At 61.3% G+C, this 14,127-nt stretch carries 10 protein-coding genes; all 10 read left to right on the top strand.

Annotated features, from left to right (window positions below):
- The first annotated feature begins 4 nt into the window (after positions 1-4).
- The 10 genes from ispD to HMPREF1022_RS02000 all read left to right on the top strand — a co-directional run bounded on the left by ispD (position 5) and on the right by HMPREF1022_RS02000 (position 14,031).
- Entirely contained in the window at positions 5-1,249 is a 1,245-nt protein-coding gene (ispD, locus tag HMPREF1022_RS01955; RefSeq protein WP_008684172.1) for a 2-C-methyl-D-erythritol 4-phosphate cytidylyltransferase, read from the top strand.
- 18 nt (positions 1,250-1,267) lie between these two features.
- Positions 1,268-3,052, top strand: coding sequence for a long-chain-fatty-acid--CoA ligase (locus tag HMPREF1022_RS01960; protein ID WP_009301638.1), 1,785 nt, complete (start codon positions 1,268-1,270; stop codon positions 3,050-3,052).
- On the top strand, positions 3,052-3,531 hold the full coding sequence (dtd, locus tag HMPREF1022_RS01965) for a D-aminoacyl-tRNA deacylase (protein WP_008684176.1): 480 nt from the start codon (positions 3,052-3,054) through the stop codon (positions 3,529-3,531). The genes HMPREF1022_RS01960 and dtd overlap by 1 nt, the downstream gene beginning before the upstream one ends.
- Before the next feature lie 383 nt (positions 3,532-3,914).
- Positions 3,915-4,268, top strand: a complete 354-nt coding sequence (locus HMPREF1022_RS01970) for an STAS domain-containing protein (protein WP_009301639.1) — start codon at positions 3,915-3,917, stop codon at positions 4,266-4,268.
- A 53-nt stretch (positions 4,269-4,321) separates the two neighbouring features.
- Entirely contained in the window at positions 4,322-5,461 is a 1,140-nt protein-coding gene (locus HMPREF1022_RS01975; RefSeq protein WP_009301640.1) for a FapA family protein, read from the top strand.
- Entirely contained in the window at positions 5,458-7,203 is a 1,746-nt protein-coding gene (locus HMPREF1022_RS01980) for a CgeB family protein (protein ID WP_009301641.1), read from the top strand. Before HMPREF1022_RS01975 ends, HMPREF1022_RS01980 begins: the two co-directional genes overlap by 4 nt.
- Positions 7,200-8,639 (top strand): glycosyltransferase family 9 protein, encoded by a 1,440-nt coding sequence (locus HMPREF1022_RS01985; RefSeq protein WP_009301642.1) that lies wholly within the window; start codon positions 7,200-7,202, stop codon positions 8,637-8,639. The genes HMPREF1022_RS01980 and HMPREF1022_RS01985 overlap by 4 nt, the downstream gene beginning before the upstream one ends.
- 131 nt (positions 8,640-8,770) lie before the next feature.
- The gene (locus HMPREF1022_RS01990) at positions 8,771-10,633 is read left to right on the top strand and encodes a flagellar hook-length control protein FliK (RefSeq protein WP_009301643.1); all 1,863 of its coding nucleotides are present in this window, start codon (positions 8,771-8,773) and stop codon (positions 10,631-10,633) included.
- Positions 10,634-10,655: 22 nt separating this feature from the next.
- Complete coding sequence (locus HMPREF1022_RS01995; protein WP_008684186.1) at positions 10,656-11,504, top strand: flagellar hook assembly protein FlgD; 849 nt, start codon at positions 10,656-10,658, stop codon at positions 11,502-11,504.
- 73 nt (positions 11,505-11,577) lie between these two features.
- Positions 11,578-14,031 carry a flagellar hook-basal body complex protein gene (locus HMPREF1022_RS02000; protein WP_009301644.1) on the top strand — a complete coding sequence of 818 codons (2,454 nt, stop codon included), beginning with the start codon at positions 11,578-11,580 and terminating at the stop codon, positions 14,029-14,031.
- Positions 14,032-14,127: the final 96 nt, after the last annotated feature.

Consider the following 14,127-nt stretch of genomic DNA (forward strand, 5'->3'; position numbering starts at 1 on the left):
TGCCATGCCTGAAAATTCCCAGCCGGAAAAACCCTGGGGCCTGATCCTGGCCGCCGGGAGCGGCAGCCGTCTGGCGGCCGTTGTCGGCGGCTGTCCCAAACAGTTTTTATGCTGGCGGGACGTCCCGTTGTATTGGCACGCGGCGCGCGCCATGAGCCGCAGCGCCGTGGTGGCCGGTATTGTTTTTGTTTTCCCCCCTGACCGGCGTACCGCCGAGGAAGAGCGCTTGCATGCCCTTTGCGCGCGAGAGGATCTCGGCCTGCCCTGGCTGGCGGCGGCCGGCGGCGCGTTGCGCCAGGATTCCGTGCGCCTGGGTCTGGCGGTCCTGCCGCGTCGGACGCGGTACGTGCTGGTGCATGACGCGGCCCGCCCCTTTCTGAGCCCGGCCCTGGTACGCCGCGTTTGTGAGGCCCTGCGCCAGGGCGCGCCCGCGGTCGTTCCCGGTCTGCCCGTCACTGACACTATCAAAATGGTGGACGACGGGCGTGTTGCGGCTACCCTGCCGCGCGCCCGGCTGGCGGCGGTGCAGACACCCCAGGGATTTAACCTGACCTTGCTGCGTCAGGCCCACCAACATGCCTTGGATGCGGGCCTGGCCGTCACCGACGACGCCGCGCTGATGGAAGTTCAGGGCCACGAAGTGCTCATTGTGCCCGGTGAGGCTGCCAACGTGAAAATCACCCATCCCGAAGATCTTTCCCTGCTGGCCGGAGAACAGGCTATGCCCCGCCCCTGCGCGGGCATGGGCTACGACGTGCATCGTTACGGTCCGGGTCGCCCGTTGAAGCTGGGCGGCGTGCTCATTCCCGGCGGCCCGGAAGTTGTGGCTCATTCCGACGGCGACGTGCTGCTGCACGCGCTCATGGACGCCCTGCTGGGCTGCGCGGCCCTGGGCGACATAGGCCAGCACTTCCCCGACAGCCAGGCCCGCTATGAGGGCATTTCTTCAGCCGTGTTGCTGGATCAGGTTCTGGAAATGCTGCGCGGCGCAGGGCTTGAGCTCAGCCATGTGGATTTGACCATCGTGGCCCAGACGCCCCGCCTGTCGCCCTTCCGTGAAGAAATACGCAAGAATGTGGCCCGGCTGCTGGGCCTGGACACGGCGCGGGTCAACCTCAAGGCTACCACCGAGGAAGGCCTGGGCTTTACCGGGCGGTCCGAGGGCATCAAGGCCTATGCCGTGGTCAGCGCGCTGGCCGGCGGCACGCCGTCCTTTTCCGCACAGGCTGTTCCATCCCCCGATCTCTGATCTCCATAAGGATGCGCCATGAACACTGAGTTGTATCGGCCCTGGTTCGCCCATTATGAGGATTTCGTGCCCCGTACCGTGGAGATCTGGGACAAGCCCCTTTATTCCCTGCTGGACGAGGCCGCCGCGGCCTATCCCCATCGTAACGCACTGATCTTCCAGAACACGCGCATTACCTATAAAAGCTTGCTCGAACGGGCGGAACTCTTTGCCGGGGCTCTGCGGCGCATGGGCGTGGAACCGGGTCAGCGGGTGGCCATCATGCTGCCCAATCTGCCCCAGACCATGATCGCCTTCTGGGGAGCCATCAAGGCCGGGGCCGTGGTGGTCATGACCAACCCGCTCTACATGGAAAAGGAACTGCGGGAAAACATGCAGGATTCCGGGGCGGAACATATGATCCTGCTTGATCTGCTCTGGCCGCGCGTGGCCGCGTTGCGCGACCGCCTGCCGCTGCGCAATTTCATCATTACCGGCGTGGGCGACGCCCTTTCCTTTCCGCTCAACTGGCTGTACCGCTTCAAGCAGGCCCGGAATCCCAAGGAGCCCATCCCCTACGACGGCAAGCATGTCTTTGAGTGGAAGAGCTTTTGCAAAGGCGCGCAGCGTCATACGGAGCCCATTGCGGACACGCTGCACGACCCGGTTATGCTCCAGTATACCGGGGGCACCACCGGTCTGCCCAAGGGCGTCACCCTGACCCATGCCAATCTGGGCACCAACTGCCGGCAGGTGCTGGACATCATCCACGTCTCGGCCAAAGAGCACCATACTTTTATTTCCCTGCTGCCCTTCTTTCATGTCTACGGCCTGACCACCGGCCTGATCATCCCCGTGGCCCTTGCCGCCACCACCCTGCCCCTGCCGCGCTATGTGCCGCAGGACGTGCTGCGCATCATCGCCCGCCACAAGCCCACGATTTTTCCGGGCGCGCCGTCCGTCTATATTTCGCTCTTGCAGCAGAAGGATCTGGCCCGTTATAATCTGCACAGCATCCGGATCTGCGTTTCCGGCTCGGCCCCGTTGCCGCGTGAAATTTTCCGCCGCTTCCAGGAGGCTACCGGCGCCGCCATTCTGGAAGGCTACGGCCTGACCGAGGCCTCGCCCATCACCCATATCAATCCCCTGGGCCGCCAGGGCCAGAAAGAAAATTCCATCGGCATGCCCTTGCCCGGCACGGACGCCCGCATTGTGGATATGGAAGGCGGCTCCCTGACCTTGCCCCCCGGCAAGATGGGGGAACTGGTCATCCAGGGCCCCCAGGTCATGAGCGGCTATTGGCGGCGACCCGACGAAACGGCCAGCGCCCTGCGCAACGGCTGGCTTTATACCGGCGACTTGGCGACCATGGATGAGGACGGTTATTTTTATATTGTGGATCGCAAGAAAGACATGGTCATTGTGGGCGGTTACAATGTCTATCCGCGTGAAGTGGATGAGGTATTGCTGGAGCACCCCAAAATCATGGAAGCCGTCACGGTGGGCATCAGCGACGATGTGCGCGGGGAAGTGCTCAAGGCTTATGTGGTGCCCTGTCCCGGCGAAAGTCTGAACAAATCCGAGATCATTGCCTGGTGCCGCAGCAAACTGGCTTCCTATAAGGTGCCGCGCTTGGTGGAGTTCCGCGAGGAATTGCCCAAAACCATCGTGGGCAAGGTCTTGCGCCGGGCGTTGCGTGAAGAGGAAGAGCGCAAAGCCGGCCGCAGGAAAAACCGGCAGGCGGGCCAGAAAAACGCGGCCTCCGCCGACGCGTCTCCACGCCGGGAGGTTCCGACCGAACCTATGCCGAGGGAGGGGGCCTGATGCGCATAGTGGCCCAACGGGTTCGCGAGGCCTCGGTCAGCGTGGACGACCGCGTTGTGGCCTCCATCGGCCAGGGGCTGCTGGCCTTGGTGGGCTTTGGCCGGGATGACGGGCCGGACTTTGGTGAAAGTCCGGCCTTTGCGGGCATGGCCCGCAAGCTCCTGGATCTGCGCATTTTCCCGGGCCAGGGCGACGCGGCTCACAAGTTCCACTGCTCCCTTCAGGACTTCAGCGGCCAGGTGTTGCTGGTGCCCCAGTTCACCCTGTATGCCGATTGCCGCAAAGGCCGTCGGCCTTCCTTTACTGACGCCGGCGACCCGGCCTGGGCCGCCGCGATGTTCGAACGTTTTGCCAGGCATGTTGACGAAGCGTGTCACGGAAGCGTATCTTCAGGTATATTTGGAGCCGAAATGGAAGTGCGCCTCTGTAACTGGGGGCCTGTGACCATTTGGCTGGATTCCACCCGGCTTTTTTCATAACAGCGGCACGCCGGACCCGGTCCCAAGCTGACGTGCTCCCCGTCCACCCGGGAATGCGGGTCGGCGTCGGCTTCCGGCGCGGATGACACCAGTTCGCGTTGCCGTCGGCAGCATTTCAAGATTTCCAACGTTGCCATGCTGCGCAGAACTTTTTGCCGGTAATAATGCAAAGCCCGTCGGCCGCGAAGCAAACATTCGTGCCTGCAATCCAGGCAAAACGCGCGTTGCTTCAGCCGCGTCGGCGTAGTGGGCTCTAAATATGACGACCGAGCGTAACGACGTGGTTTTTACGTCTTGGGTCGTCGCTATTCGCGGGATAAAGGCAGTGCCGCCACATTGGGAACAATCCATCCCCGATGAGAAAATGCTTCGGAGGCTCGGTCATGTTTGATCTGCAAGCGGAGTTATATAATAAGATCATTATCCTGCGCCTGACCGGCGATATACTTCTGGCTGACGTAGTCGAGTTCAATCAGCAGATGAAAAACCACATAGCGGCTCCGGACATCGCCCAGGTGGTGGTGGATCTCAGCCGGGCGGGACGAATGGACAATGCCGGACTGGGCGTCCTTGTGAGCACCAGCACCAAACTTCAGGGGCGGGGGCGCAGGTTGATTTTGCTCTGCCCCGCGCCGCATGTGGCACAACTTTTGAAAGACGCGGAGGTAGAAGGTTTTTTCCCCACGTATGAAAGCGAGGAAGAGCTTAAAGGGTATATTCCGGACGCGGCGGAATAGCGTTTCGCGCCGCCGGTAGCGGCAGTTTTTTCAGCCCAGACGGATGGTGTAAGGTGCAATACTATCTTCGACATTATTTCAACCCGGACTTTGACTATCTGCGCCCGAAACCCGGCGTCGGCGAAGACGGCGAGAGCTCGGACCTCTACAGTCTGGGCTACGTGCAGAATGTCATTGCCGGGCAGCTTCTGGCCGAGGTCATCCCTCTGGAGCAGGCCGGGGCGGAACCGGATCCGCGCTTTGTGCTTTCCAGGCCTGTGCTCCCCGGTGGAGCCAATACCCAGGTGGACCCGGCCTATCCCAACTATCTGCTCTCAACCTCCAACGGCTACGTTTTTTACAACAACGGGAAAATCACGGTCAAGCGTCTGCTCAATGTGCGTCAGGACGTCAGCTTCCGCACGGGCAACATTTTCTTTGTGGGAGACATGGCCGTGCACGGTTCGGTACGTTCCGGTTTTTCCGTGCAGGCCAACAATCTCCGGATCATGGGCATGGTGGAGGGCGGCGTGGCGCGTGCCCGCCGTGATCTGATGGTGGACGGCGGCGCGCGCGGCGGCGCGGGCCAGCATTGCCTTCTGGACGCGGGGGACAAACTGCTCACGCCCTTTCTGGAAAAGATCGAAGCGCGCGCCCGCGGCAACATGGTTGTCGAAAAATACTGCCTGTACAGCACGGTTTACGCCGGGGCCAACATGGTGGTGCGCGAACAGGTCTACGGCAGCACCATCAACGCCTACGGCAGCGTCTATGTGGGCAGACAGCTGGGCAACAAGGCGGCCATTTCCACCAAGATATATCTGGGGTACGATCCTCTGAGCATTCGCCAGCTGGAAAAAATCGACAAGATTATTTCCGGCCTGTCCCAGTCCATCACCCACCTCAAGGCCGTGGCCGGGCATCTGCCGCCCGACGCCAATGAGGCCAGCCGCAAACTGGCCCGGCTCGTCGAGCAGCGCGAACGGATCATGAAGCAGCGTACCGAGCTCTGGTCAAAGCTCTACCTGGACGAAAACTACATGCAGAACTGCCGCCTGATGGTGCCGGGAAAGGTCTATCCCGGTGTGGAAATCTCCGTGGGCCGAGCCTTCATGCTGGTGGAGCGGCCTTATGAAAACGTGCTCTTCCGGCTCTGTTACGACGATATTATTGTGGAGCCCCTGCCCCCGGCCGACAAGGGCAAGGGAAAATGACCCATCACCGCGCTCCGCTCTTTGAGGCGGTTTTCGCGGACGGCCAATGCCCCGGCGACGTCCCGGTCGACATATTGGCCCATGTGGATAGCCGCTCTTTCGCCATGCTCGGTCCCGGCGGCGCGGAGCGGGAGAAATCCGTGGTCAGCAGCCTTTCACCGGAACAGTGCCGGGACGCCCTGCCTGTGTTGCTGGGCGCGGGTTTGGGACACGCTCTTCATCTTTTGCTTGAAGTGCACGACGGCCCCATCGCCGTGGTGGAAAAAGAAAATAGTTTGCAAGAGCTGACCGGCGTGTTGGCCGCTTTGCCTGAAGACCTGCGGCAGCGCGTGCTTCTGGTCGCTGCGTCTGACCCCCAAGCGGCGCTCAGCGAATTGACCCACTGGCAGACGCGCCACAACGGCAAACGCCTGCTGCCCTTGGCCCTGCCTTTTTATCTGCGTCTGGACCGCGCCTATTACGGCGAGCTGCGCGAAAAACTCGCCGCCAGCGCCCGTTTTGACTTCTGGAGTCGCGCGGTACACCCCCGTTTCCGCGAGGCCGCGCCGCGCGTGCTCCTGCTGACCAGCAAATATTTCCTGATGGGCGAACTGGAAGGAGCCTGCCGCAAGCTGGGTCTCGCCTATAAGCTGATCACCCTCAAGGACGACACTCTGGCTCGCGAGGATTTTGTCCAGCAGTTGCTGGAGGCTGTGGTTTCGTTCAAGCCCGACTGCTGCATCACGCTCAACCATATGGGTGTGGATGTGGAGGGAGTGCTCATGGACCTGCTGGCCCGGCTGCAACTGCCGCTGGCCTCCTGGTTCGTGGATAATCCCCACCTGATCATCCACCTCTACTCGCGTTGCGTCAGTCCCTGGACGGCTTTGTTCACCTGGGACGCGGACAATATCGAAAGTCTGCGCCGCACAGGCTTTGAGCACGTTTTTTATCTGCCCCTGGGGACGGACCCGGATCGCTTCCACCCGAGCCGCGCGGCGGTTCCCGATGCCTGGAAGGCTGACATCTCCTTTGTGGGCAACTCCATGCTCTACAAGGTGGGCGGCCGCCTGAAAAACGGGCGCTTCCCGCGTGAACTGCTGCTGCCCTTCCGCGAGGTTTCCCAAGCCTTTATGGACAGCGAGCAGCGTTCCGTCGCGGATTTTCTGCGCCTGTCCTTTCCCGAGGTCCATGCCCGCTACGAGGCCCTGCCCGACAACGAGGCCCGGCTGGCCTATGAAACGGCCATCACCTGGCAGGCCACCCGCCTGTATCGCAACGGATGCGTGCGCCGTCTCCTGCCCTTTTGTCCCCTGATCGTGGGCGACCGGGGCTGGCGGATCGAATTTCGGCGCGAGCCCTGCCGGCCCCGCTATCTGGACGCCCTGAGCTACTATGCGGAGTTGCCCGCTTTTTACGAGCATTCCGCCATCAATTTCAACTGCACCAGCAAGCAGATGAAAGGCGCGGTCAACCAGCGCGTTTTCGACGTGCCCGCCGCCGGGGCTTTTGTGCTCACGGACTGGCGGCCGCAGATGGAGCAGCTTTTCGAGCCCGATGAAATGGCCTGTTATCACGATCCGGAAGAAATCCCCGATCTGGCGCGTCACTATCTGGCCCACCCGGCCGAACGCCGCAAACTGGCCGCTGCCGCGCGCAACCGGGTGCTGGCCTGCCACACCTGGGAGCACAGACTTCAAGCGCTGCTTGAACATATGCGCCGGATCTACGGAACTCCCCAGGCGGGCAAGGCGCGTTCATGAGCGCGGATCCCCTGCTGGTTCTGCAATTGCAACGCATGGGGGACTTGATCCTTACCTTTCCCCTGCTGCTTGCCCTTAAAAAACGCTGGCCGGGCCACCCCATCTGGGTGGCGGCCGAGCCGCAGTTTTTCCAGGAACTGATGCCGCTGGCGCCGGAGGTGGTTTTTTTCCCCCCCTCGCATTGCCCCACCCTGGCGCGCGGGCACTACGCGGCGGCCATCAATCTGAGCGCCCGGCCCGAGGCCGCCGCCTGTCTGGCCGGTCTGGAAGCCGGGCTCAAGCTGGGCCCGGCGGCGCTGCCGGGCGGCCTGCACGTCCATGGTTTCTGGCAACTCTATCGCACTGCCCTGACCCAGAACAATCACCATAACGCTTTTCACTGGTCGGATCTGTACCGTCTGGATCTGGAGTCCGCGGTGCGCCCCGGCCAAATAGGCCATGTTCTGCCCAGGGGCGCGGGCAGCGGTCGCGTGGCTCTGGTGCTGGGGGCCAGTGAAGCGGCCAAACGCCCGGATGCCCTGTTCTGGGCCCGGCTGGCCCGTCGGCTGGCCGGTGCCGGGGCCATGCCGGTCTTTCTGGGCGGCCCGGCCGAAAGCGCACTGGGGCAGGAAGTGGCCCGTCTGGCACAATTGCCGCACGCCAATCTTTGCGGCCGCCTGCCGCTCAGGGACGTGGCCGCCGTCCTGCGCGGCCTGGACCTCTGCATCACCCCGGATACAGGCCCAATGCACCTGGCCGACTGGCTCGGCGTGCCCGTGCTCAACCTTTCCATGGGGCCGGTGCATGCCCGTGAAACCGGCCCCACCGCCCCCGGTCAATGGGTTTTGCGCGCGGCCATGAGCTGTGTGGGCTGCTGGCAATGCCGTCGCTCGAAACTGTACTGTAAGCAGGCCTTCAGCCCGGCCTCCGTGGCGCGCGCGGCTCTGGCCGTTCTGGAAAATCCCCAGGATGCCCGTCCGCCGGCCCGCAGCGGACCGCTGCCCGGCTTGTCCCTCTGCCGCACGGGCCGCGATGCCCTGGACCTCTATCGCCTTGAAACCGTGGAAGATCAGGAAGGGTGCCCTGCGGCGCCCTCCTGCCGCTCTTTGCTGGAGGATTTCTGGCAGGCTGCTTTTTTGTTTCTGTATGATCCCTCACTGCGCCCTCTGGCTCGGCAACGCCTGGCGGCCCTGGAAAATGCCTTTCCTCAATTGGCGCAACGCCTGGCTTTTGGTCTGGTCCGCCTTTGCGCGCAATGCGCCGACGGCCTCAAGCAGCGCAGCCGGGAGCTGCCCGCAGACTTTTGGCGTGCGGAACCGCCCTTGCTGCGCCTTTTCGCCGGACATACGCATATGTTTCTGCAAAATGCCGATTTCACGCCGCAAGGCTGGCAGACGGCCGTGGACCGTCTGACCGCGCTGTGCGGCCTTTGCTTTCCCGATAAAGCGCAACAGTAAGAATTCATGTCACATCGCCCTTCCCGCTTCCGGCAAGTCTTGCCGCATTGATCATTCCTATCTATTAAAAATCGTTAGATTTTTATTTTTGGAACACTCCTTGAATACCAGCAGGCGCAAGGAGTGCGACAATGCAAATTCTTCCCACCGACACTGCTGATACCACGTTGAATTTTTGGAGCAGTATGGGCAACCAGTCCGATGCCTCCACTGATTTCATGCAGACCATGCAGGATGCCATGAATTCCGTGGAAAACGGGCAGGACGTGTCGGTAAACGCGGCTTTGCAGAACGGCTCCGGGCAAAAGCAGGCCATGGTGGAAAGCCCTTACAGCCGCCATACCACGGACGGCGTCACCTATACGCTGGATGAAGTCTGCTTCACCAAGCAGGAATTGCAAGAGTTACGCGAGAAACTGCTCAAAGCCGGTGCCCCCGAGGAAAGCCTGAAACAATTCGACGTGCTGGCCGGTCAGCCTGACGGAGCCACCCTGGCCCAGGTCATGGCCAGCCTGACGGGCACGGAAAAGGCCGTCGGGGTAAGCGATGAGGACGCCGAAACCATCACCGCTCTGCTGGGCAAAATTGACCCCACCGGCGATCTCGCCGCTTCTGTTCTGCAGTGCATGGGTGAAGGCAAAGGCGAGGACGCGCTGGCTCTGATCACCGGCGCCTTCGCCAAGCTGGACCCCGACGAAAGCATTGAAATCAGCCGTGACGACGCTCTTGCTCTGGGCAGGGGCCTGGGCCTGAACAAGAACAGCCTGCAAAGCCTTGCCGACAATTTCGGCAGATACGACGCCTTGCGCGTCACCGGCGAGCAGTTCGGCAACCTCATGAAGCCCGCCTCCATGCAGTTCGCCACGGACAAGGCCAATCGAGAAAAGCTGGACGCGGCTCTGGAGCAGACGCTCAAGCCCATCATCAGCAAAGCCCGCGACCGCATGGAAAAGGAAAAGGCGGCCAGCGCCCTGCAAAACCGCAAGGTGGAGCAAAGCCGGATTCTGATCGACAAGACCGTGCAGGAGCAGAGCCGGGAAATCCTCAACCAGACCTTGCAATCAGGCCAGCAGGCCGACGACAGTCCGGATGCCGCTGAAATCGCCTCCCAGAGCGAGGCGGTGAGCCGCAAGCTGAACGGCAAGCAGAGCGGCGCCGTGGGAGAAGCGGGCGGCGCTGAAAACCATGACAACCTGGCGGACAAGCTGGCTCGCGCCTCGGCCAATACGGATAAATCCCGCAATGCCGCTTCAGAGGCGGTCCCCGGAGTCGGCGCGGCGCGTGTGGAAACGGCGGAGAGCGGTAAAAACGGCTCCGACGCCCCCGCCTTTGAAAACAACAGTGGACAAGGCAAGAGCAAGGAATGGAGCGAACTGCTGGGCAAGGTTGAAACGCGGGCCGCGGCTCCCCAGGCCAATACCGGCAATTCCATCGTCTTTTCCATGCTTCAGGGCGGGCAGCGCCTGTCTGAAGCGGGCCCGATTCAGAGCAATGCCGCCGAGGACCAGACGCTTTCCCGCCAAGTGGCCCAGCAGGTGGAGCGCGGCCTGCTTTCCTCCCTCAAGGACGGGGGCACACGGCTGGACCTCCAACTGCATCCGCAGGAACTGGGGGCCATTACCCTCACGCTTACGGCCCGCAATGGCGAAGTGAGCGCGCGCATTCGTTCCGAAAAAAGCGAAACCGCTGAAATGGTCACCCGCCAGTTGGACACCATCCGCGCCAATCTGGAACAACAGGGCATCAAGGTGGACAAGATTGAAGTGCAGCTCCAGAGCCAGCAGGGGGACGACGGCCGCCAGTGGCAAAATCTGGATCAGCACAATTCCCGGCAGGAAGAAGATGCCCGCCGGGAAGAACTTGCCCGCCTCAAGAATCTCGCAACCCTGCGTAATTCTAGTGAAAATATGCAACCAGAGATTTTGGAACAGCCTGTGCATTCTCTGACGCAAACGGCAAGATATGCCACGCAGTCCCTGCATGTGGTGGCCTGAATTCGCCGACGCGGAGTAAATCATGTCCAGTATTACGCAAGCCCTTAACCAGACCAACAATGAGTTCAACAGCGCCCTTTCCAAGCAGAAGGGCAGCAATATGGACAAAGATTCCTTCATGCTGCTGCTGGTCACCCAGTTCAAGTACCAGGATCCGCTCAATCCCATGGAGGATAAGGAATTTATTGCCCAGTTGGCGCAATTCTCCAGCCTGGAACAGCTCATGAACCTGAATACGAGCATGGAGGGGCTGACCGACGCCACCAATAATCAGCAGATGATCAACGCCACCTCGTATATCGGCAAAAACGTCTCCGTTTCCGGCAATGCCATCGGCAAGAACACCGACGAGAAGACCAAGGAAGTCACTATTTCCAAGTTCCGTTACGCTCCCAACGACAACGTGGTGGCGGGCAGCCAGATCATTGTGCGCGACGCCGACAACAACCCGGTCTATGTGGCGGAGTTGAACGAGAACAAGGCCGCAGGCACCACCTACGAATTTGAATGGGACGGCAAGAGGAATGACGGCAGCGTGGCGCCGGACGGCGTCTATACCGTCAGCCTGGCGCTGCTCAACTCCAACGGTGAGTCCGTGCTCGCGGACCAGGTGGTGGACGCCAGGGTGACCGGCGTGGTCAACAACAACGGTTCCGTCTGCCTGGGCCTTGACGGCGGGCAGTTGATACTTCTGGCCAATGTGCGCCAGGTTACGGAACCCGAGGCGAAGAGCAGCGGCGGGGATGAGAATCCGCCCGACGGCGAGGACCCTGACAAGGAAGATCCCGACGGCGAAAAGCCCGGCACGGAAGAAACTCCGGGTACAGAAGAAAATTCCGGCACGGGCGAAACCACCGCCCAGGCCGCCTGAATATAACAACTGAACTATCCCGGCGGCCACGGCCGCCATACAACTGCTATCCCAAGCATACACGGAGGAAGTCATGGGTCTTTCAGCCAGCATGTGGACCAGCGTTTCAGGCCTGCTCGCCCACGGCAACAAGATGAACCTGGTGGGCAACAATATTGCCAATGTCAGCACCATCGGCTTCAAAAGCCAGCGCATGGATTTCAACGACTATCTGTACATGAGCGGCAGCAGCGCCAGTGGTCCCACCCAGATCGGCGCGGGCGTGAGCACCTATGCCGTGCTGGGCGACTACTCCCAGGGCGCGTTGGAGACCACCAATTCCGGCACCGATCTGGCCATTGACGGCAACGGCTACTTCGGCGTGCGCAAGACCGGCAGCGACCAGAAGTACTACACCCGCGCGGGCGACTTCTTTTTTGACAAAGAACGCAAGCTGGTCAACCCGGAAGGCATGGTCGTGCAGGGCTGGAAAGTGGAAAACGACAAGGCCCTGACCTTCAGCAGCGGCGCCACCAATCTCGGTACGGGCACCAGCTCGGAATCGTCCTATGTGGGCAGCGGCTCGCCCACGGACATCGTTCTGAGCAGCTGGAATCTGCCCCCGCAGCAGACCACCAACGTCAGCTTCACCATGGGCCTGACCAACGACGGCAACGGCGACAAGACCACCAGCGCCGGCAGCCCGCTGACAGCGCTTTTTGACCTCTGGGACGCCACCAGCAACCCGCCGATAGCCAAGGATGCCTTCTCCGCCAAGTCCGAGATTAAAGTCTATGACGAGGGCGGAAACGCCCATCAACTCTCTGTCTATTATGACCAGGTCGCCACCAGCAAGGAAGGCACCAACGGTTCCACGGCTTATACAATTGAAGGCCTGCCAGCGGGCTACACGATCTATGAATACCTGGTGACCATTCCCCCGTCCGAAGACAACCGCAGCTTCGGCGGCGAAGGCTACGACGAGGCCACCAATACCTGGACCAGGGACCCCACCAAATTCTACGACGACCCCACAACCGGCACCAACAAGCAGGCCGGCGTGCTGATGAGCGGCCAGTTGATCTTCAACGCCAGCGGCCAGCTCGTGAACCAGACCGCCTATACCTTCGGGGCCACCGGCACGCCGGCGGCCAACGACCAGTATGCCGGTTCCCCGGACAGCAAGGAATCCTGGCAGCCCACCAAATTGTCCAGCAACGGCCTGCCCGTGTTCACGGCCAATTTCACCGGCCAGCCCCTGGCCAACAGCGTCAGCGAAACCATGACCACCACGGGCACCACCACGCCCTTCAGCCAGGCCCAGAACTATATCATGGAACTGGACCTGGGCCTGAAAAACATCGGCAGCCCGGCCTGGAGCAATCCCACTGCCACCACCATCAAGACCGACGCCCAGGGCAACCCCGTGGACGCGGCCGGCAATGCCCTGGGTGTGAGCAAATACGGGTATTATAACCTGGCCACCGGATTCTACGGCAAAGATGCCGCCGGCCATGATCTGCTGGCGGATGACAAGGGATTTTATTATAGGGATCCGGTAAGCGGCGATAATATTTACGGTACCATTACTGTGGGCGGCAATCAGAATGTGTCCTATGACGACACCATCAAAGGCTATTACTTCACGGACACCACAGTTACGCCCAATGCCAAATGTTATGATGTCACGGTGGACGGCGCGGGAACAGCACACCCGGCCTACTCGGACGCCAATGGTTCTTACTATAACGGCACGGTTCCGGTGGCTGGCGGTGGCGCTGCCGTGCCCGGCAAAATTTACGGCACTATCGACGACGGCGGCGTTACTCGCCTGGTGCAGCATGACGCCACGGGATATTTTTACATTGACGGCGCTGACGCCAGGCAGGCGGTCACCGGCACATTTGACAAAATCGCCACCAGCAAGGTTAAGCCTGATACCTATGTCGCGATAGATAATACCACGCGTGTCGCGCCTGATTACGAGACCAAGGCCAACAGCCTGGACAGCCTGAAGACGCAGTTGGTGCCCGACGGCGTCACGGCGGAAGGGAATCCCAAATACAAGGCTGTCGTCAACTTCGCCACCAACGCCGCCAGCATGACGACCACAGAGCGCCAGGACGGGGCCAGCGCGGCCAACAGCAAGACCAGCGTGACGCAGAATGCCACGCAGGACGGCTATGCTTCGGGCACGCTGAGCGACGTGCGCATCGACACCTCAGGCATTATCTACGGCGTCTATTCCAACGGCACCACCCTGCCCCTCTACCAGATAACCATGTACGACTTCCAGAACAACCAGGGGCTCTGGCGCGAGGGCGGCAATCTTTTCTCTTCCACCAACGATTCCGGTGAGCCGCGCATCGGCGTGGCCGGGGATAACGGCTTCGGCACCACCAAGGCCTACAACATCGAACAGTCCAACGTGGACATGTCCCGCGAGTTCGTCCAGATGATCACCACCCAGCGGGGCTTCCAGGCCAACTCCAAGGGCATCACAACCGTGGATACCATGCTTGAAACGGTTATCGGCATGAAGCGGTAGGCTGAGGCCGCCGCCCGGAATATCGGGCGTTCACATCGGGTGGACGCCCGACAGCGAAGGGATAGCGCTGCAATCCGGCTTTCTCCGTACAAAGCG

It is taken from the genome of Desulfovibrio sp. 6_1_46AFAA, from assembly GCF_000224635.1.
GTDB lineage: Bacteria > Desulfobacterota > Desulfovibrionia > Desulfovibrionales > Desulfovibrionaceae > Desulfovibrio > Desulfovibrio fairfieldensis.